The 18,375-nt window shown below is 72.3% G+C and carries 17 protein-coding genes; 7 read left to right on the top strand and 10 right to left on the bottom strand.

The window, feature by feature from the left end:
- Positions 1–88 precede the first annotated feature (88 nt).
- On the top strand, positions 89–1,654 hold the full coding sequence (locus IO29_RS03235) for an LCP family protein (RefSeq protein WP_078618069.1): 1,566 nt from the start codon (positions 89–91) through the stop codon (positions 1,652–1,654).
- 155 nt (positions 1,655–1,809) lie between these two features.
- On the opposite strand, the gene IO29_RS03230 is transcribed toward IO29_RS03235, so the two are convergent.
- Positions 1,810–3,153 (bottom strand): UDP-glucose dehydrogenase family protein, encoded by a 1,344-nt coding sequence (locus IO29_RS03230; protein ID WP_030377551.1) that lies wholly within the window; start codon positions 3,151–3,153, stop codon positions 1,810–1,812.
- A gap of 209 nt (positions 3,154–3,362) precedes the next feature.
- Between IO29_RS03230 and IO29_RS03225 the strand changes: the two genes are divergently transcribed.
- Positions 3,363–4,520 carry an acyl-CoA dehydrogenase gene (locus IO29_RS03225; RefSeq protein WP_030377550.1) on the top strand — a complete coding sequence of 386 codons (1,158 nt, stop codon included), beginning with the start codon at positions 3,363–3,365 and terminating at the stop codon, positions 4,518–4,520.
- Between the two features lie 179 nt (positions 4,521–4,699).
- On the opposite strand, the gene IO29_RS03220 is transcribed toward IO29_RS03225, so the two are convergent.
- Entirely contained in the window at positions 4,700–5,200 is a 501-nt protein-coding gene (locus IO29_RS03220; RefSeq protein ID WP_030377549.1) for a CGNR zinc finger domain-containing protein, read from the bottom strand.
- A gap of 94 nt (positions 5,201–5,294) precedes the next feature.
- Between IO29_RS03220 and IO29_RS03215 the strand changes: the two genes are divergently transcribed.
- Both IO29_RS03215 and IO29_RS03210 read left to right on the top strand, forming a co-directional pair.
- Positions 5,295–5,657 (top strand): VOC family protein, encoded by a 363-nt coding sequence (locus IO29_RS03215; protein WP_030377548.1) that lies wholly within the window; start codon positions 5,295–5,297, stop codon positions 5,655–5,657.
- A 38-nt stretch (positions 5,658–5,695) separates the two neighbouring features.
- The gene (locus tag IO29_RS03210; RefSeq protein ID WP_030377547.1) at positions 5,696–6,097 is read left to right on the top strand and encodes a VOC family protein; all 402 of its coding nucleotides are present in this window, start codon (positions 5,696–5,698) and stop codon (positions 6,095–6,097) included.
- Positions 6,098–6,192: 95 nt separating this feature from the next.
- On the opposite strand, the gene IO29_RS03205 is transcribed toward IO29_RS03210, so the two are convergent.
- Both IO29_RS03205 and IO29_RS03200 read right to left on the bottom strand, forming a co-directional pair.
- Entirely contained in the window at positions 6,193–7,380 is a 1,188-nt protein-coding gene (locus tag IO29_RS03205; protein WP_030377546.1) for a dipeptidase, read from the bottom strand.
- 103 nt (positions 7,381–7,483) lie between these two features.
- Positions 7,484–8,785 carry an LCP family protein gene (locus IO29_RS03200; protein ID WP_030377545.1) on the bottom strand — a complete coding sequence of 434 codons (1,302 nt, stop codon included), beginning with the start codon at positions 8,783–8,785 and terminating at the stop codon, positions 7,484–7,486.
- Between the two features lie 118 nt (positions 8,786–8,903).
- On the opposite strand from IO29_RS03200, the gene IO29_RS03195 reads away from it, so the two are divergent.
- Positions 8,904–9,455 (top strand): acyl-CoA thioesterase, encoded by a 552-nt coding sequence (locus IO29_RS03195; RefSeq protein ID WP_030377544.1) that lies wholly within the window; start codon positions 8,904–8,906, stop codon positions 9,453–9,455.
- Between the two features lie 57 nt (positions 9,456–9,512).
- Here the strand turns inward: IO29_RS03195 and IO29_RS03190 are convergent, their stop codons facing one another.
- Genes IO29_RS03190 through IO29_RS03180 form a run of 3 tightly spaced genes read right to left on the bottom strand, consistent with a single transcriptional unit; the run spans position 9,513 to position 12,417 of the window.
- The gene (locus IO29_RS03190; protein WP_030377543.1) at positions 9,513–10,706 is read right to left on the bottom strand and encodes a dipeptidase; all 1,194 of its coding nucleotides are present in this window, start codon (positions 10,704–10,706) and stop codon (positions 9,513–9,515) included.
- 5 nt (positions 10,707–10,711) lie between these two features.
- The gene (gene purE, locus IO29_RS03185) at positions 10,712–11,260 is read right to left on the bottom strand and encodes a 5-(carboxyamino)imidazole ribonucleotide mutase (RefSeq protein WP_030377542.1); all 549 of its coding nucleotides are present in this window, start codon (positions 11,258–11,260) and stop codon (positions 10,712–10,714) included.
- Entirely contained in the window at positions 11,257–12,417 is a 1,161-nt protein-coding gene (locus IO29_RS03180) for a 5-(carboxyamino)imidazole ribonucleotide synthase (protein ID WP_030377541.1), read from the bottom strand. Before IO29_RS03180 ends, purE begins: the two co-directional genes overlap by 4 nt.
- 165 nt (positions 12,418–12,582) lie before the next feature.
- Here IO29_RS03180 and IO29_RS03175 point away from each other — a divergent pair, with 165 nt between their 5' ends.
- The gene (locus tag IO29_RS03175) at positions 12,583–13,113 is read left to right on the top strand and encodes a GtrA family protein (RefSeq protein ID WP_030377540.1); all 531 of its coding nucleotides are present in this window, start codon (positions 12,583–12,585) and stop codon (positions 13,111–13,113) included.
- Between the two features lie 9 nt (positions 13,114–13,122).
- On the opposite strand, the gene IO29_RS03170 is transcribed toward IO29_RS03175, so the two are convergent.
- A complete protein-coding gene (locus tag IO29_RS03170; protein ID WP_030377539.1) occupies positions 13,123–14,412 on the bottom strand; it encodes an ATP-binding protein in 1,290 nt (429 codons plus the stop codon).
- 16 nt (positions 14,413–14,428) lie between these two features.
- Complete coding sequence (locus IO29_RS03165; RefSeq protein WP_030377538.1) at positions 14,429–15,106, bottom strand: response regulator transcription factor; 678 nt, start codon at positions 15,104–15,106, stop codon at positions 14,429–14,431.
- A gap of 613 nt (positions 15,107–15,719) precedes the next feature.
- Between IO29_RS03165 and IO29_RS03160 the strand changes: the two genes are divergently transcribed.
- On the top strand, positions 15,720–17,216 hold the full coding sequence (locus tag IO29_RS03160) for an oligopeptide:H+ symporter (RefSeq protein WP_030377537.1): 1,497 nt from the start codon (positions 15,720–15,722) through the stop codon (positions 17,214–17,216).
- 464 nt (positions 17,217–17,680) lie between these two features.
- Here the strand turns inward: IO29_RS03160 and IO29_RS03155 are convergent, their stop codons facing one another.
- Positions 17,681–18,304: an ATP-binding protein gene (locus tag IO29_RS03155; RefSeq protein ID WP_030377536.1), complete on the bottom strand. Its 624-nt coding sequence runs from the start codon at positions 18,302–18,304 to the stop codon at positions 17,681–17,683.
- Positions 18,305–18,375 lie beyond the last annotated feature (71 nt).

The following is an 18,375-nucleotide window of genomic DNA, read 5'->3' as shown; positions in this document are numbered from 1 at the left end:
CGCGCCGCCGGGTTGCTGCGGCGGGCCGCAGATCGTATGGGCATACCGTGCTCACGGTTCAGGCCCCCTCGTCACGGAGGTGTCCCCCGTGCCCGCACCGTCCGAGCCTCCCGTGCCCCCGCCGCCCCACCGGCCGCCCGCGCCCGTGCCGCCCCGGCCCGGTGCCGGTGCGCCGGTGCCGTCCCGGCCGGGTGCCGCCGCGCCGTTGCGGGCGGCGGGCCGGCGGCGGCCGGGCGGCGTCGGGCGGCCCCGGCTGCGGCGGGGCAGGCCGCGGTGGGCGACGCGGATGGCGACCACGCTCTCCGTGGTCGTCCTCGCCTCCGCCGGCATCGGGCACGCGGTGGTCAGCAGCATCGAGTCGGACATCGACCGGGTCGACGCGTTCCGCGACATGAAGAACCGCCCCGCGGCGGGCCACGGCATGAACGTGCTGCTGGTCGGCACCGACGGCCGCGACCGGCTCACCGCCGCCGAGCGCCGCGACTTCCATCTCGGCGGGGCGCCCTGCCACTGCACGGACACCATGATGATCGTGCACGTCTCGGCCGACCGGGAGCGGGCCAGCGTCGTCAGCCTGCCCCGCGACTCCTACGCCGAGGTGCCCGCGCGCACCGACCCGAGGACGGGGCAGCAGCGGGCCGCGCACCCGGTCCGCCTCAACGCGGCGTACGCCGAGGGCGGACCGAATCTGACGGTGAGCACCGTCGAGCACATGACCGACCTGAAGATCGACCACTACGTGGAGGTCGACTTCACCAGCTTCATGCGGACGGTGGACGTGCTCGGCGGGGTGCAGGTGTGCACGCCGGAACCGCTGAAGGACTCGTACACCGGCCTCGACCTGCCCGCCGGCACGCACCGGCTGACCGGCGGGCAGGCGCTTCAGTACGTGCGCTCCCGGCACGCCGACGGGGCCTCCGACCTCGGCCGGATGCGGCGTCAGCAGCGCTTTCTGGCCGCCCTGCTGGAGCGGACGACGTCCTCCGGGGTGCTGCTCAACCCGATGAAGTTCCGGGACGTGACGCGGGCCGTGCTCGGGTCGGTGCGCGCGGACAAGGGGTTCGGGGCGGACGAACTCCTCGACCTGGGGCGGGCGATGCGGAACTTCTCGCCGTCGTCGTCGGAGTTCACGACCGTGCCGATCGCGGAGATGGCGTTCCCGGTGAAGGGGATCGGCTCGACGCTGAAGTGGGACGAGGAGAAGGCGCGCAAGCTGTTCGACGCGCTGCGCGAGGACCGGCCGCTGGCGGCGCCGCACCGGAAGGCGCCGGTGGACCGGACGCCGACGGTGGAGGTGCCGCCGCAGCAGATCCGGCTGCGGGTGCTGAACGGGACGACGACGAAGGGGCTGGCCGGGCGGGTGGACCGGGCGCTGACGGGGCTGGGGTTCCGGTCGGCGGCGCAGCCGGCGGACGCGGTCGCGCACGATGTGCGGCGCACGGTCGTCGAGTACGACCCGCGCTGGGACCGGTCGGCGCGGTCGCTGTCCACGGCGCTGCCGGGCAGCGAACTGCGGGCGGTCCCGGGCCAGGGCCCGGTCCTGAAGGTCACGGTGGGCACGGACTTCAAGGACGTACGCAAGGTGAAGGTCGCCCCGACCCCGTCCTCCGACGACCCGGAGGTGGTGAAGGGCGACGAGGTGGTGTGCCCGTAGGGGGGCGTTGCGGTGGGGGCTCTCTCGCCCCCGCCGCCCCTACCCTTCCCATCCCTCAAGGGGCTCCGCCCCTTGGACCCCGCGGGTGCGTGGTCGGCTGACGGCCGGTGGGGCTTCTCGCGCAGTTCCCCGCGCCCCTTTGGGGCGCGGTCCCCCTACGCCGTCGGGCGGCCCATCGCGCGGTACGTCCAGCCGGCCTTGCGCCAGAGGTCGGCGTCGAGGGCGTTGCGGCCGTCGAGGAGGAGGCGGGTGGCGGTGACCTCGCCGAGGACCGCCGGGTCGAGTTCGCGGAACTCGCGCCATTCCGTCAGGTGCAGGACGACGTCGGCGCCGCGGACCGCCTCCAGGGCGGAGGGGGCGTAGGTCAGGGTGGGGAAGAGGCGGGCGGCGTTGTCCATGCCCTTGGGGTCGTAGATCGTGACCTGGCCGCCCTGGAGATGGATCTGGCCGGCGACGTTGAGGGCCGGTGAGTCGCGTACGTCGTCGGAGTCCGGCTTGAACGTCGCGCCGAGGACCGCGACCCGCTTGCCCAGGAACGGGCCGCCGCCCAGCGCCTGCCGGGCCAGCTCGACCATGCGGCCGCGCTGGCGCATGTTGATGGAGTCGATCTCGCGCAGGAAGGTCAGCGCCTGGTCGGCGCCGAGCTCGCCCGCGCGGGCCATGAACGCGCGGATGTCCTTGGGCAGGCAGCCGCCGCCGAAGCCGATCCCGGCCCGCAGGAACTTGCGGCCGATCCGGTCGTCGTAGCCGATCGCCTCGGCCAGCTTGGCCACGTCGCCGTCGGCGGCCTCGCACACCTCGGCCATGGCGTTGATGAAGGAGATCTTCGTGGCGAGGAAGGAGTTGGCGGAGGTCTTCACCAGCTCGGCGGTCGGGAAGTCGGTCACCACGAACGGCGAGCCCTCCCCCACCGGCGTCGCGTACACCTCGCGCAGCAGCGCCTCCGCGCGCTCGCTGCGCACGCCGATGACGATGCGGTCGGGGTGCAGCGTGTCCTCGACGGCGAACCCCTCGCGCAGGAACTCCGGGTTCCAGGCCAGCTCCGCCTGCTCGCCGACCGGCGCCAGCTCGGCGAGGCGGGCCGCGAGCCGGTCCGCGGAGCCCACCGGCACGGTGGACTTGCCGACCACCAGCGCGGGCCGCTTCAGATGCGGGGCGAGCGACTCGACGGCGGAGTCCACGTACGACATGTCGCACGCGTACTCGCCGTGCTTCTGCGGGGTGTTCACGCAGACGAAGTGGATGTCGCCGAAGTCGGCGGCCTCGGCCCAGTCCAGGGTGAAGCGGAGCCGGCCGGTCGAGCCCTCGATCCCGGCGACGTGCCGGCGCAGCAGCGCCTCCAGGCCCGGCTCGTACATCGGCGTCTCGCCGCGCTCCAGCATGGCGATCTTCTCGGGCACCACGTCGAGCCCCAGCACCTCGAACCCCAGTTCGGCCATGGCCGCGGCATGCGTCGCGCCGAGATAACCGGTGCCGATCACGGTGATCTTCAGGGCCATGGCTGCTCCAGGGGTGTCCGGCCGATTGTGCGCGCCCGAGCATATCCGGGGCGGGGACGGGCCACTTCGCCGGTCGCCTTCCCGTTGTTGTCGAACTCACCTGTCCAGGGACGCGGACGGGCTCTAGAATTCGGGTTACTTAACGGTAGTTAGCGTCATCGCCGCAGCACCGGCGTCGCCGCCGCAGCATTCTGGGAGCGTGAGAGACCTTGGCCGGATCGGCTGACTTCGACCTGTACCGCCCGTCGGAGGAGCACGACATGCTCCGCGACGCGATCCGTTCGCTGGCGGAGGCGAAGATCGCGCCGTACGCCGCCGCGGTGGACGAGGAGGCCCGCTTCCCGCAGGAGGCGCTGGACGCGCTGACCGCGAACGACCTGCACGCCGTGCACGTCCCCGAGAGCTACGGCGGCGCGGGCGCCGACGCGCTGGCCACGGTCATCGTGATCGAGGAGGTGGCCCGCGTCTGCGCGTCCTCCTCCCTCATCCCGGCCGTCAACAAGCTGGGCTCGCTGCCGGTGATCCTCTCCGGCTCCGAGGAGCTGAAGAAGAAGTACCTGGGCCCGCTCGCCAAGGGCGACGCGATGTTCTCCTACTGCCTCTCCGAGCCGGACGCGGGCTCCGACGCGGCCGGCATGAAGACCCGCGCGGTCCGCGACGGCGACACCTACGTCCTCAACGGCGTGAAGCGCTGGATCACCAACGCGGGCGTCTCCGAGTACTACACGGTGATGGCCGTCACCGACCCGGAGAAGCGGTCCAAGGGCATCTCCGCGTTCGTGGTGGAGAAGTCCGACGAGGGCGTCTCCTTCGGCGCCCCGGAGAAGAAGCTCGGCATCAAGGGCTCCCCGACCCGCGAGGTCTACCTCGACAACGTCCGCATCCCCGCCGACCGCATGATCGGCGCGGAGGGCACCGGCTTCGCCACGGCGATGAAGACGCTCGACCACACCCGCATCACCATCGCCGCGCAGGCGCTCGGGATCGCGCAGGGGGCGCTCGACTACGCCAAGGGGTACGTGAAGGAGCGCAAGCAGTTCGGCAAGCCGATCGGCGACTTCCAGGGGATCCAGTTCATGCTCGCCGACATGGCGATGAAGATCGAGGCCGCGCGGCAGCTCACCTACGCCGCCGCGGCCAAGTCCGAGCGTGGCGATGCCGACCTCACCTTCCAGGGCGCCGCCGCGAAGTGCTTCGCCTCGGACGTCGCCATGGAGGTCACCACGGACGCCGTTCAGTTGCTCGGGGGGTACGGGTACACGCGCGACTACCCGGTCGAGCGGATGATGCGGGATGCGAAGATCACGCAGATCTACGAGGGCACGAATCAGGTGCAGCGGATCGTGATGGCGCGGAACCTGCCGTAGCGGTTTTCCGGGGAGGGGGCGTGCGGGGAGGGGTTTTCGCCCCCTCCGCCCCTACCCTTCCCGTCCCTTCAAGGGGCGCCGCCCCTTGGACCCCGGGGGGTGCGTTGTCGGCTGACGGCCGGTGGGGGTGCGCCGCGCGGTTCCCCGCGCCCCTTATGGGGCGCCCCCCTCCCCTCTTTCTACTTCGCTCTGTAGCGGCGCATCTTCGCTCTCGCGCCGCAGGACGACATCGAGCACCAGCGGCCGCGAGCCGCCGGGCTGCGGTCGTAGTACGCCCAGTGGCAGTCGGTCGCCTCGCAGGCCTTCAGGCGGGGCCAGGTGCCTGCCACCAGTGCCTCCGCGATGGCCGCCGCCACGCGGGAGGTGAGGGGGCGGGGATCCGTCGGGGCCAGGGACGCCGTGCCGTCCGTGCCGACGGTCACCACCAGGGGTGCTTCGGCCAGCAGCACGTCCAGCGGGGCGGTCTCCCGGTGGGGCGGGTGGCCCGCGTGGGCCAGCAGGGTCGCCCGCAGCGCCTCCCGCAACTCCCGCGCCGCCGCCGTCTCCCGCTCCCCGGCCAGCCCGAAGCGCGCCCTGCCCTCCGCCGTGTCGAGCGAGTCGGCGCCCGATTCGAGGTCCAGCGTGTTCACCAGGTCCTGCACCAGGGCCAGACCTCCCGGCGCGGGCACTCGCTCACTCATGCCAGTGACGGTACCGCTCCGCCCCCTTGCGGCGTTACCGGAAGGACGGCAGCATGGGGTAACCAGTCGCCCGTAGGACCTGGAGGAGATCGTCATGGCTCTCGCCACGCTCGGCACCGTCGTCCTGGACTGTCCCGACCCGCACGCCCTCGCCGGGTTCTACGCCGCGGTGCTCGGCGGCACGGTGGAGGACCAGGGCGACTGGGTGGACCTCGAGCTGCCCGGCGGCGCGACCCCGCTGGCCTTCCAGGCCGCCCCCGGCTTCGTGCCGCCCACGTGGCCCGCGCCCGACGCCTCGCAGCAGTTCCACCTCGACCTCACGGTCGACGACCTCGACGCGGCGGAGAAGGACGTCCTCGCGCTCGGCGCCACGCCCTTGGAGACCGACGACCGCACGCGCACCTTCCGCGTTTACGCGGACCCGGCGGGGCACCCGTTCTGCCTGTGTGCCGGCTGAGCCACGCCGCCGGCCGGCCCCCCGAGAGAGGACGCCCCATGCCCGAGACCGTCGCCCGGTTCCGTTCCGTCGTGCTCGACTGCCCCGATCCGTCCGCCCTCGCCGAGTTCTACGCCCGGATCGCCGGCGGCACCCCGGAGGCCGAGGACGGGGGCGACGACTGGGTCGTCGTCCAGGTGCCCGGCGGGCCCCGGCTCGCCTTCCAGCGGGCCGGGAAGGACTACACCCCGCCGGAGTGGCCGCGCTCCGACCGCAACTCGCAACAGCTCCACCTGGACTTCGACGGCGGCAGCACCTGGGCGGAGATCGACGCGGCCGAGGAGAAGGTGCTGGCGCTCGGCGCCCGGCGGCTTCAGGCACCCGAGGGCGAGGACTTCCGGGTCTACGCGGACCCGGCGGGGCATCCGTTCTGCCTCTGCCGCATCGAGCACGGCGGCTGACGGCACCCGCGTGCGACGCAGGGCCCTGGGCGGACATCCGCCCGGGGCCCTCTGCCGTCTCAGCCGTCTCTGCCGTCTCAGCCGTCTCAGCCGTCTCAGCCGTCCAGGTCCGCGATCCGTGCCGCCGAGGGTCCCCTCCGCTGCTGGGCCGCACGGGCCGTGAAGTCCGCGCACCGCACCACCCGCTGCACGTTCCCCCAGGTCAGCAGGGCCACGTCGGAGTCGGTCCAGCCGCGGTCGAGGAGCTCGGCGACGAGGTGCGGGTAGCGGGAGGTGTCGGCCAGGCCGCCGGGGTGCGCGGTCCCGGTGTCGTACGTGCCGGAGAGGCCCACGCAGTGCGCCCCGGCGAGCCGGCGGACGTGGTCGAGGTGGTCGGCGACGTCCCGCAGCGAGGGGCCGGTCTGCTCGGCGGTGAGCGGGACGAGGCACAGCCCGTGCGCGGTGCCCAGCTCGGTGAGCAGGTCGTCGGGGAGGTTGGCCGGGTGCGGGCGCAGCGCGCGGGCGGCGGAGCGGGTGAAGACGACCGGCGCCTTGGAGAGGGCGAGACAGCGGCGGGCGGTGGCGTCGGAGGCACCGGAGAGGTCGGCCAGGACGCCGAGGCGGTTCATCTCGCGGACCACCTCCTCGCCGAACCGGGTCAGCCCCGCCTCACTCGCCCAGGAGGCCCGGGCGAGCGTGAGCAGCCGCAGTCCGAGGGCGTGCAGGGAGCGCAGGATGCCGAGGGAGTCGCCGATCGCGGCGGCCACCGCGGGTCCGGGGACCACGGCGGTACGGCCGCAGTTGCGGGCGTCGGCGAGCTGCCCGGCGTCGTACGCGAGCCGCAGCCCCTCGGGGTGGGCGCCGACCACCGTACGGACCAGGTCGAGCTGTTCGAGGGTGGCGCCGACGGCCCGCTCGCCGGTGAGGGGATCGGGCAGGTGCAGCGACCAGAACTGGGCGCCGACGTGGCCCGCGCGCAGCCGGGGCAGATCGGTGCCGAGGGCGCTCTCGCCGAGTTCGAGGTCGTACCAGGGCAGGCTCCGCAGCACCCGGGCCAGCCCGTTGTGGCCGTCGGCCACGGGATGGACGGCGAGGAGGGCCCGGGCCCGCTCCAGCGGACCGCCCTCCCCGGTGCCCTCCTCGGCGCCCGCCTTGGTGCCTTCCCCGGCGCCTTCCTCAGTGCCTTCCCCGCTGCCCCCGGCGTCCTGCGGGGAGCGGGCCGCGGGCCGTTCCGAGCCGGGCAGGGGTGTGTCGAACCCGCCCAGTCCGGTGGTCGTGTGCAGCTCGTCCTGCAGGTCGGCCATGGCGGGCTCCCTGTGTCGTGAACGGGTTCGGTTCACGGTCGCACGGAGCCCCGGCGGCTTCCTGGTGGGCGGGGCGTTCGGGGTACGGGCGCGGGCGCCCGCCTCAGTTGCCCGAGACGGTCACCTTCTCGTCGTTGTTCAGCTCGTTCACCAGCGTCTTCACCTTCGTCTTGTCCCAGACGAGGTTGCCGCCGCTGGAGCCGGAGATCGGCATGTTCATGGAGGTGCCGTCACCGCCGCTGACGCCCTTCATCGCCCAGAACATGGACGCCAGGTTCCACAGCGACATGTCCTTGTCGACGATCAGCGAGTCCAGGCCGGCCCCGAGCGTCGGGTACAGCTTGAACGGGTTGAGGACCGTGGAGGGGGTGGCCACCTGGTGGGCGAGGGCGGCGAGGAACTTCTGCTGGTTCTTGGTGCGCTCCAGGTCGCTGGCGGCGAAGGCGTGCCGGGTGCGGACGAAGGCCAGGGCCTCCTCGCCGTTCAGCGTCTGCTTGCCCGCCTTGAAGTCGGCGCCGGAGTACTTGTCCTTGAACGCCTTGTCGATGGTGATGTCGACGCCGCCGACCGCGTCCACGATGTTGGCGAACCCGGCGAAGCCGATCTCGACGTAGTGGTCGATGTGCAGGCCCGTGTTGTACTCGACGGTCCGCACCAGCAGCGTCGGCCCGTCGGTGGCGTAGGCCGCGTTGAGCTTGGTGTGCTTGCCGGTGCCCTGGAAGGTCTTGCCGGACTCCGAGCCCTTGAACGTCGGAATCTCGACGTCCGAGTCGCGGGGCAGCGAGATGAGGGTGTCGCCGCTGTCGCCGACGTGCAGGATCATCATCGAGTCGGTGCGCTTGCCCTCGGCGGAGCCGGTGTGCAGGTCCTTCTTCTGGTCGGCGGACAGGCCCTCGCGGCTGTCGGAGCCGACGATCAGGTAGTTGGTGCCGTCGCCCTCGGCGGGGCGGTCGATGACCTTGGACAGGTCGACGTCGCGGTTGAGCTTGGAGTCGGCCCAGAAGTACGTGCCGACGGTGGTCACCACGAGCACCGTGACGACGGTGATCGCGGTCCACTTGATGCGGCGCCGCCAGTTCGGGGCGGGACGCCCGCCGCCGGTCCCGGCCGGGCCGCCCGCGCCGGGGCCGCCGCCGTAGACATGGCCGGTGTTGTAGCCGCTGTCGTAGCCGGAGCCGTCGTCGTAACCGCCCTGCCCGCCGCCGGCACCGCCGGCACCACCGTCGACGTACGACGGCTGCTGCGGGACCCTGCCGTGCGGCGGGGCGGAGGGACCGTAGCCCTGCCCCGGGCCGCGCCGGACCTGCCGCATCGACCGGGCGCCCTCGGGCTGCGCACCGGCGCTGCCGCGTCCGTACCGATTGCCGCTGTTGCTCTCGGACCACCCGTCCGGCCACTCGTTCATGCCGCCCAGTGTGCAGTGCCGGGCTGTGTGCCTTACAGGGGTCCTGGAAAACTGGGCCAGTGCTGTTGCGAAGCCGACACAAAGTCTTCGAACGACGGCGACGCATAAGGTGGAGGTCATGACAGACCACGCCTCGTCGGCGACTCCGGAGGGGCTTCCCGCCAAGCCCGTATCCGCCTCCCGCACCACGCTCAGCCACATCATGACCCACAACGACACGAACCTGCTGGGCACGGTGCACGGCGGAGTGGTCATGAAGCTGGTCGACGACGCGGCCGGTGCCGTGGCCGGACGGCACTGCGGCGGGCCCGCGGTGACCGCCTCCATGGACGAGATGGTGTTCCTGGAGCCGGTCAGGGTCGGCGACCTGGTCCATGTGAAGGCGCAGGTCAACTGGACCGGGCGCAGCTCCATGGAGGTGGGGGTGCGGGTCCTTGCCGAGCGCTGGAACGAGTCGACGCCGGCCACCCACGTGGGCTCGGCGTACCTCGTCTTCGCGGCGGTGGACGCCGACGGGAAGCCGCGCCCGGTGCCGCCGGTGCTTCCGGAGACCGACCGGGACCGCCGCCGGCAGCAGGAGGCGCAGATCCGGCGCACCCACCGGCTGGCCCGCCGCCGCGCCATCCGCGAGCTGCGGGAGAAGCGGGCGGCGGAGGGGTACGAGCACTGAGGGCTCCCGGCGGCAGGCGGGCAGGCGGCCCGACGGCCGCCGCCCGCCCGGCTGCCGCTATCGGTCGAGCTGCTCCAGCGTGGCGTTGGACGGCGGCCGGGCGGCCTGCTCCGCGCGGGCCACGTCCTCCGCGGCGCCGAGCACCCGGACGGCGTTCTGCCAGGTCAGCTTGGCGAGGTCGGCCCGTGACCAGCCCCGGTCGAGCAGTTCGGCGATGAGGTTCGGGTAGCCCGAGACGTCGTCGAGACCTGCGGGGGTGAAGGGCGTGCCGTCGTAGTCGCCGCCGATGCCGAGGTGGTCGACGCCGGCGACCTCGCGCATGTGGTCGAGGTGGTCGGCGACGGTGGCCGCCGTGGCGACCGGGCGCGGGTGCGTCTGTTCGAAGGCGCGGTGCACCGCCATGGCCTCGGCCGTGGTCTCCAGCTGGTGGAAGCCGTGCGCCCGCATGTTCTCGTCGGCGGCGGCCGTCCAGTCGACGGCGGCCTGGAGGACGAACTTGGGGACGAACGTCACCATCGCCACGCCGCCGTTGCCGGGCAGCCGCTCCAGTACGTCGTCGGGGATGTTGCGCGGGTGGTCGCAGACCGCGCGGGCGGAGGAGTGCGAGAAGATCACCGGCGCCGAGGTGGTGTCCAGCGCGGCCCGCATGGTGCTGGGGGCCACGTGGGAGAGGTCCACGAGCATGCCGAGCCGGTTCATCTCCCGTACGACCTCGCGACCGAAGGCCGACAGGCCGCCGACGCCCGGCTCGTCCGTGGCCGAGTCGGCCCACGCCACGTTGTCGTTGTGGGTGAGCGTCATGTAGCGCACGCCGAGCGCGTACAGCGCGCGGAGGGTGCCGAGGCTGTTGTCGATGGAGTGGCCGCCCTCGGCGCCCATCAGGGAGGCGATCCGGCCCTCGGCGCGGGCCGCCTCCATGTCGGCGGCGGTGTACGCGGCGCGCAGCGCGTCCGGGTGGCGGTCGATGAGCTGCCGTACGCAGTCGATCTGCTCGAGCGTCGCCGTCACGGCGCCGGGCAGGTCGGAGCGGACGTAGACCGACCAGAACTGGGCGCCGACGCCGCCGGCGCGCAGCCGGGGGATGTCGGTGTGCAGGTGGTCCTGCTGAGCGCCGGCGATGTCGCGGGCGTCGAGGTCGTAGTGGACCTGCTCGCGCAGCGCCCAGGGCAGGTCGTTGTGGCCGTCGACGACGGGGAACTCGCGCAGCAGTTCGCGTGCCGCGTCCAGGGAGGCGGAGGTCGTGGAGGTCATCGCCGTCACTTCCCCGCGCCCGGGCCGAAGCCGAAGCCGCCGCCCGCGCCGTCGACCTTGGCGCGCAGCCGCTTGCCCTTCTCGGTGGCCTGGTCGTTCAGCTCTTGCTGGAACTCCCGCATGCGGGAGAGCAGTTCCTCGTCGTGGGCGGCGAGGATGCGGGCCGCGAGCAGCCCGGCGTTGCGCGCGCCGGCCACGGAGACGGTGGCGACGGGCACGCCGGCCGGCATCTGCACGATGGAGAGCAGGCTGTCCATGCCGTCCAGGTACTTCAGCGGCACGGGTACGCCGATGACGGGCAGCGGGGTGACGGAGGCGAGCATGCCGGGCAGGTGGGCGGCGCCGCCCGCGCCCGCGATGATCACCTTCAGACCCCGCTCCGCGGCCTGCTCGCCGTACGTGATCATCTCGCGCGGCATGCGGTGCGCGGAGACGACGTCGACCTCGTGGGCGATCTCGAACTCGTCGAGGGCCTTGGCGGCGGCCTCCATGACGGGCCAGTCGGAGTCCGACCCCATGACGATGCCGACGACGGGCTGTGCGGCGGGGCTCATTCGGTGATCGTGCCTCTCAGGTAGCCGGCTGCGTGACGGGCGCGCTCCAGCACGTCGTCGAGGTCGTCGCCGTAGGTGTTGACGTGCCCCACCTTGCGGCCGGGCTTCACGTCCTTGCCGTACATGTGGATCTTGAGCCGGGGGTCACGGGCCATGCAGTGCAGATACGCGGAGTACATGTCCGGGAAGTCGCCGCCGAGGACGTTGACCATGACGGTCCACTTGGCGCGCGGGCGCGGGTCGCCGAGCGGAAGGTCCAGGACGGCGCGGACGTGGTTGGCGAACTGACTGGTGACCGCGCCGTCCATCGACCAGTGGCCGGAGTTGTGCGGGCGCATCGCGAGCTCGTTGACGAGGATGCGGCCGTCGCGGGTCTGGAACAGCTCGACGGCGAGGTGGCCGACGACGCCCAGTTCCTTGGCGATGTTGAGCGCCATCTCCTCGGCGCGCAGGGCGAGGGACTCCTCCAGGCCGGGCGCCGGGGCGATCACCGTGTCGCAGACGCCCTTGACCTGCTGGGACTCGACGACGGGGTAGGCCACGGCCTGGCCGTGCGGGGAGCGGACGACGTTGGCGGCGAGCTCGCGGACGAAGTCGACCTTCTCCTCGGCGAGGACGGGGACGCCGGCGCGGAACGGTTCGGCGGCCTCCTCGACGGAGTCGACGACCCAGACGCCCTTGCCGTCGTAGCCGCCGCGGACGGTCTTGAGGACGACGGGGAAGCCGTCGCCCCCGGCGCCCTCGGGCACGCCCTCGGCGGCGAACGCGGCCACGTCCTGCGGGTCGCTCACGATGCGGTGCCGTGGGCAGGGGACACCGAGCGCGTCGAGCTTGGCGCGCATCACCCCCTTGTCCTGGGCGTGCACGAGCGCGTCGGGGCCGGGGCGGACCGGGATGCCGTCCGCCTCCAGGGCCCTGAGGTGCTCGGTCGGCACATGTTCGTGATCGAAGGTGATCACGTCACAGCCGCGTGCGAAGGCGCGCAGCGTGTCCAGGTCGCGATAGTCGCCGACGACGACTTCGTGCACGACCTGTGCCGCGGAGTCCTGAGGAGTGTCACTCAGGAGCTTGAACTTGATGCCGAGCGGGATGCCTGCCTCGTGCGTCATACGCGCGAGCTGGCCTCCGCCGACCATGCCGACTACCGGGAACGTCACGTTCCCCAGGTTATCCGGCGGGGGGTTCGGCCCGCCGACCCGCCCTGTGACCTCGCGTCCTCGTCGCTCGCGCCGCCGCGACGGCGCGCTGGTTAGCATGGGGGGATTGTGGTCGCCCCTGCGGGGGTGGCCGGTGGATGCGACCCGACGGGGGCTGGCGAGACGATGGGCAATGGTTCCACGGGGGTGCGGGGCGCCTCTCGCCGTGGCCTGCGCCGGCAGGTCCAGCAGTTCGGCCGCGAGGTCGTGAAGTTCGGCGCGGTCGGCGGCGCCGGCCTCCTCGTCAATCTGCTCGTCTTCAACCTCGTACGGCACGCCACCGATCTACAGGTCGTCCGCGCCAGTGTGATCGCCACGATCGTCGCGATCGCGTTCAACTACGTGGGGTTCCGCTACTTCGCCTACCGGGACCGCGACAAGAGCGGCCGTACCAAGGAACTCACGCTGTTCCTGCTGTTCAGCGCGGCCGGCCTGGTGATCGAGAACGGGGTGCTGTACGTGGCGACGTACGGCTTCGGCTGGGACAGCCCGTTGCAGAGCAACATCTTCAAGTTCCTCGGCATCGGCGTCGCGACCCTCTTCCGCTTCTGGTCGTACCGCACCTGGGTGTTCCGCGCGCTGCCCGCCAAGGAGACCGTGGCGAGCGCGGAATCGTTCCTGGAGGAGGCGGCGCCGCCCCGGCGCCTGCCCCGCTGACGGCCGGGCTCAGCGCACCGTCGGCCGGGGCTCGTCGCCCGCCGGGGTCTTCTTCAGCGGCGTACGGGACAGGAACAGGCCGAAGACCGGCGGCTGCGCCTGGAGCATCTCCAGCCGCCCGCCGTCCGCCTCCGCGAGGTCGCGGGCGACGGCGAGGCCGATGCCCGTGGAGTTCCGTCCGCTGATCGTGCGCTCGAAGATGCGGGCGCCCAGGTCGGAGGGGACGCCGGGGCCCTCGTCGGTGACCTCGATGACCGCCTGGTTGCCGGTGACACGGGTGCGCAGCGCCACCGTGCCGCCGCCGTGCATCAGGGAGTTCTCGATCAGCGCGGCCAGCACCTGCGCGACCGCCCCCGGCGTGCCCACGGCCTGCAAGTGCCGTTTGCCGGAGCTGACGATGGCCCGGCCCTCGCTGCGGTAGGCGGGGCGCCACTCGGCGACCTGCTGCTGGATGACCTCGTCGAGGTCGAAGGAGACGGCGGAGCCGGTGCGCGGGTCGCGGGCGTTGGTGAGCAGCCGCTCCACGACGTCCGTGAGCCGCTCGACCTGGGTCAGGGCGATGGTCGCCTCCTCCTTCACCGTGTCCGGGTCGTCGGTGAGGGTGATCTCCTCAAGGCGCATGGACAGCGCGGTGAGCGGGGTGCGCAGCTGGTGGGAGGCGTCGGCCGCCAGCCGCCGCTCGGCGGTGAGCATCCGGGCGATGCGTTCGGCGGAGGAGTCGAGCACGTCGGCGACCCGGTCCAGCTCGGGCACCCCGTACCGCTTGTGCCGCGGGCGGGGGTCCCCGGAGCCGAGCCGCTCGGCGGTGGAGGCGAGGTCGGTGAGCGGGGAGGCGAGCCGGTTGGCCTGGCGCACGGCGAGCAGCACGGCGGCGACGATCGCGAGCAGCGCGACCAGTCCGATGATCAGCAGCGTGCGGCCGACCTCGCGGGTCACGGTGGACCGGGGCTCCTCGACGTGGACCGTCTCGCCCTCCTCGCCCCGGGTGGTGGCGTGGATGACGTCGCCGGTGGGCCGGGAGCCGACCTCGACCGGCGCCTTGCCCGGCAGGGTGACGACGGCGTAGCGGTCCTCGGTGACCTGGCCCTTGAGCTGCTCCTTGAGCGCCGCGGCGGTGACCTTCTCGTGGTCGAGGATGCGGCCGTCGACGATGCTGGCCAGGCGCAGCGCCTCGGAGTCGACGCGTTCCTGCGCGCTGTTGCTGATGGTGCGGGTCTCGACGATGACGAGGGAGACGCCGAAGACCGCGATCACCACGAGGACGACGGCGAGGGTGGACTGGATGAGACGGCGGCGCACGGTTGCCGGGGCCTCGTCAGCTCTTCTCGAAGCGGAAGCCGACGCCGCGGACCGTCGCGATGTAACGGGGGTTCGCCGCGTCGTCGCCCAGCTTCTTGCGCAGCCAGGAGATGTGCATGTCCAGCGTCTTCGTCGACGACCACCAGGTGGTGTCCCAGACCTCGCGCATCAGCTGGTCGCGGGTGACGACCCGGCCGGCGTCCCGCACCAGCACCCGCAGCAGGTCGAACTCCTTCGCCGTCAGCTGCAACTCCTCGTCGCCCATCCACGCCCGGTGCGACTCGACGTCGATCCGCACTCCGTGGGTGGCGGGCGGCTGCTGCGGCTCCGTGGCACCGCGGCGCAGCAGCGCCCGGACCCGGGCCAGCAGTTCGGCGAGGCGGAACGGCTTCGTGACGTAGTCGTCGGCGCCCGCGTCGAGTCCGACGACGGTGTCCACCTCGTCGGCGCGCGCGGTCAGGATGAGGATCGGGACGGTGTGCCCCTCGGAGCGCAGCCGGCGGGCCACTTCCAGCCCGTCCATGCCGGGCAGCCCGAGGTCGAGTACCACCAGGTCGACGCCGCCCTGCATCCCCGCGTCGAGCGCGGTCGGTCCGTCCTCGCGCACCTCGACCTCGTAGCCCTCCCGGCGCAGGGCGCGGGCCAGTGGCTCCGAGATGGACGCGTCGTCCTCTGCGAGCAGTACACGGGTCATGGGGTGATGGTAGTCCGACCAGTGCAAGAGGTGAGGGGGTGATCGGCACCCCGCTCTCTTACCTTGAGCTGGGAGGGTGGCCGGTCGGCCGGCACCGGTTCGCGTCGGGCCGTACGGCCTGCGACCATGGGGTGGGAAGTAGGGAAAGAGCTTGGAAACGGGTGTTCGGTTCCGTCCGTACCTGTGATTCACGTCTCAAGTGCTTCCATACCGGGCGGTGTGGTGTCGTATCGTGAGATTGAGCGCCTGTGACAACAACCCGGACAACCGGGAGCGGACCTGCGGCGGGCTTGCCGCCGGGTCCCTTTTTGTACGGGCGCGCGGGCCGGTTCTTCCCGGCCCGCACGGGTCGGCCCCACCGGCCCGTGCACGGACCGGTCCCCCACCGATCCGGTCGGGCCGGTTCTCCGGCCCTGCGAACAACGACCTGTGGCCGGGCCCCGAGCGCGTGCGCGACGACGCGAGGGGCGTGGATCCCGGTGGTCGCCGTCCGCCGCTCCGTGATCCGGAGCGGACTCCCCCTGAGCGTGGGGTGGGCGCCCGACCGCCGGTGCCGGCCTCCCCCCACCGGGCGCAACGCTTCGTACCGCGTCCCGACCAGCAAGGAACGACCATGGCGTCCAGCCTGACGAAGGACTCGGTCCGCCCGGGCACCCCCGGCTCCGACAAGACCTTCTTCGGCCACCCCCGCGGACTGGCCACCCTCTTCATGACCGAGATGTGGGAACGGTTCTCCTACTACGGCATGAGGGCTCTGCTCCCGCTGTACCTGGTGGCCCCGGGCGGTCTGCATCTGAGCGCCACCACCGCGACCGCGATCTACTCGGTCTACCTCTCGCTCGTCTATCTGCTCGCCATGCCGGGCGGCTGGGTCGCCGACCGCGTCCTCGGCCCCCGTAAGACGGTCGCCGTCGCCGGCGCGGTCATCATGCTGGGCCACCTGACACTGGCGCTGCCGTCGGCCGGCACGTTCTACGGCGGCCTCGGACTGGTCGCGATCGGCTCGGGTCTGCTGAAGGCCAACATCTCGACGATGGTCGGCCACCTGTACGACGGCCCCGACGACCCGCGCCGGGACGGCGGCTTCACGCTCTTCTACGTCGGCATCAACGTCGGCGCCTTCGCCGCCCCGCTGGCCATCGGCACCGTCGGCGAGAACGTCAACTGGCACCTGGGCTTCGCGCTCGCGGCGGTCGGCATGGGCCTGGGCCTGGCCCAGTTCCTGCTCGGCACCCGCCACCTGAGCCCGCGCTCCGACGTCGTCCCCACGCCGCTGTCGGCCCGCGAGAAGTCCTCCACGCTCCGCAAGACCGGCGCCTGGGCGGCCGCCGCCGTGATCTTCTACGCGATCATCGGCCTGACCGGCGTCTACACGCTGAACTGGCTGATGGTGCCGATCACCGTGGCCGGCCTGGTCATCCCGGTGTTCGTCATCGCGCGCATCAAGCGGGACCGCTCGCTGGACCGCGCCGAGCAGTCCCGGATGACCGCGTACATCTGGTTCTTCGTGGCCGCGGCCGTGTTCTGGATGATCTACGACCAGGGCGGCTCGACGCTGTCGCTCTTCGCGGACGAGTCCGCGAAGAACACCGTCCTCGGCTGGGGCTTCCCGGTCTCCTGGTACCAGTCGGTCAACCCCGTGCTGATCATGGCGTTCGCACCGGTGTTCGCCGCGGTGTGGCTGGCGCTGAACCGGCGCGGCAAGGAGCCGAGCACGGTCGTGAAGTTCGCCTCCGGTCTGATGCTGGTCGGCGTCTCCTTCTTCGTCTTCCTGGCCCCCCTGTCGATCGCCGACGGCGGCCACAAGGCGGCCGCGCTGTGGCTGGTGGCGATCTACTTCGTCCAGACGATGGGCGAGCTGCTGCTGTCGCCGGTGGGCCTGTCGGTGACGACGAAGATGGCGCCGGCGAAGTACGCCTCGCAGCTCATGGGCGTCTGGTTCCTCGCGGTCACCGCGGGCGACGCGACGACGGGCCTGCTCTCCATCGCGGGCGTCGACCTCAACAGGAACGGCATCGTCGCCCTGGAGGCCACGCTGGCGGTCGTCGCGGGCGCGGCGGTCTGGCTCTACCGCAACAAGGTCAAGGAACTGATGGGCGACGTGCGCTGAGGCACACGCGACACACCTGAAGGGCGGCGGCCTCCTTGGGAGGCCGCCGCCCTTCACCATGCGTTCACCCACAGGGGCGCGGAACTGCGACCGTCACACGGCTCCGCCGCGGGGGCGATAAAGGGCGCGGGGCTGTGACTAGCACGCGGCTCCGCCGCGAGGGCGCGAGGGCGCGAGGGCGCGAGCAGCGCAACCCCGCCCCTAAGGGGCGCGGGGCTGTGTCTCTTGCGCGGCTGCGCCGCGGGGGCGCGACAAGCCCCCACCCACCCGCACTCCCCACACAGCCCCACCCACCCGAGCTCTCCGGGGTCCAAGGGGCGGAGCCCCTTGAAGGGACGTGGGGGTCCCCCCTGCTCGAACGAAGTTGAGAGCTCGGGGGAGGGTAGGGGCGGCGGGGGCGAAAGAACCCAGGCGAACCCAGGCGAACCCCGCCCGGAGGGCTACGGCGCACCCCGCCCGGAGGGCTACGGCGCCCCCAACTCCGCCCAAACCGTCTTCCCCACTGAACCGGCGGCGCCTTCCGCGCCATCAGCCCGCACAACCCCCCAGTCCAAACACAACCGCTCAACAATGAACATGCCGTGGCCGCCAGGCCGACCCGCCCGGTGGGGATTCCGCGGCGCCGGCTGCCCCGCCCCCCGGTCGGAGACCTCGATCCGCAGCACCTTGTTGTCGCAGGTGATGTACAGCTCCTCGGGCCCCTCGGCATGCAGGCACGCGTTGGTGACCAGCTCCGAGACGACCAGCAGGACGTCCTCCGCGGCGGCCCGCCGGTCCGCGGAGTCGGCCGGCAGCCAGCCCCACGCGTAGAGCGCCTGCCGGGTGAAGTCGCGCGCGAGCGGCACCACCCCGCTCGCCCCGTCGAAGTTCAGCCGCCGCACCTGCCGCCCACCGGACGGCGGTGCGCCCGCGGCGGACGCGGGCCCACCGGCGGAAACGGAACCACCGTCGGACGCGGCGGACGCGGAAGACGCAGACGGCACGGACGACGGACCCTCCGAGGAAACCGCCCCGTCCGCGGTCACCCCGGAAGCGCCGCTGGGCTCGGGGCCGCGGTCGCCCGGCGAGTAAGGCCGGGTGGTGCTCATCAGCGCTTCACCTCACCGATTCACCAGTTCACAATTCAAGACTCACTACACGACGTACACGACGCACTACA

The organism is Streptomyces sp. NRRL F-6676 (assembly GCF_000725625.1).
In the GTDB taxonomy this organism is placed as follows: domain Bacteria; phylum Actinomycetota; class Actinomycetes; order Streptomycetales; family Streptomycetaceae; genus Streptomyces.
The sequence above is the reverse complement of the archived record's forward strand: the minus strand, read 5'-3'. Positions and strand labels throughout refer to the sequence as shown.

What these genes read in the sequence shown, in the direction of transcription:
- IO29_RS03230 (WP_030377551.1), bottom strand. Translation starts at nt 3,153, where the DNA reads ATGGCCCTGAAGATCACCGTGATCGGCACCGGTTATCTCGGCGCGACG.
- IO29_RS03220 (WP_030377549.1), bottom strand. Translation starts at nt 5,200, where the DNA reads ATGAGTGAGCGAGTGCCCGCGCCGGGAGGTCTGGCCCTGGTGCAGGAC.
- IO29_RS03215 (WP_030377548.1), top strand. Translation starts at nt 5,295, where the DNA reads ATGGCTCTCGCCACGCTCGGCACCGTCGTCCTGGACTGTCCCGACCCG.
- IO29_RS03210 (WP_030377547.1), top strand. Translation starts at nt 5,696, where the DNA reads ATGCCCGAGACCGTCGCCCGGTTCCGTTCCGTCGTGCTCGACTGCCCC.
- IO29_RS03205 (WP_030377546.1), bottom strand. Translation starts at nt 7,380, where the DNA reads ATGGCCGACCTGCAGGACGAGCTGCACACGACCACCGGACTGGGCGGG.
- IO29_RS03200 (WP_030377545.1), bottom strand. Translation starts at nt 8,785, where the DNA reads ATGAACGAGTGGCCGGACGGGTGGTCCGAGAGCAACAGCGGCAATCGG.
- IO29_RS03195 (WP_030377544.1), top strand. Translation starts at nt 8,904, where the DNA reads ATGACAGACCACGCCTCGTCGGCGACTCCGGAGGGGCTTCCCGCCAAG.
- IO29_RS03190 (WP_030377543.1), bottom strand. Translation starts at nt 10,706, where the DNA reads ATGACCTCCACGACCTCCGCCTCCCTGGACGCGGCACGCGAACTGCTG.
- purE (WP_030377542.1), bottom strand. Translation starts at nt 11,260, where the DNA reads ATGAGCCCCGCCGCACAGCCCGTCGTCGGCATCGTCATGGGGTCGGAC.
- IO29_RS03175 (WP_030377540.1), top strand. Translation starts at nt 12,583, where the DNA reads ATGGGCAATGGTTCCACGGGGGTGCGGGGCGCCTCTCGCCGTGGCCTG.
- IO29_RS03165 (WP_030377538.1), bottom strand. Translation starts at nt 15,106, where the DNA reads ATGACCCGTGTACTGCTCGCAGAGGACGACGCGTCCATCTCGGAGCCA.
- IO29_RS03160 (WP_030377537.1), top strand. Translation starts at nt 15,720, where the DNA reads ATGGCGTCCAGCCTGACGAAGGACTCGGTCCGCCCGGGCACCCCCGGC.
- IO29_RS03155 (WP_030377536.1), bottom strand. Translation starts at nt 18,304, where the DNA reads ATGAGCACCACCCGGCCTTACTCGCCGGGCGACCGCGGCCCCGAGCCC.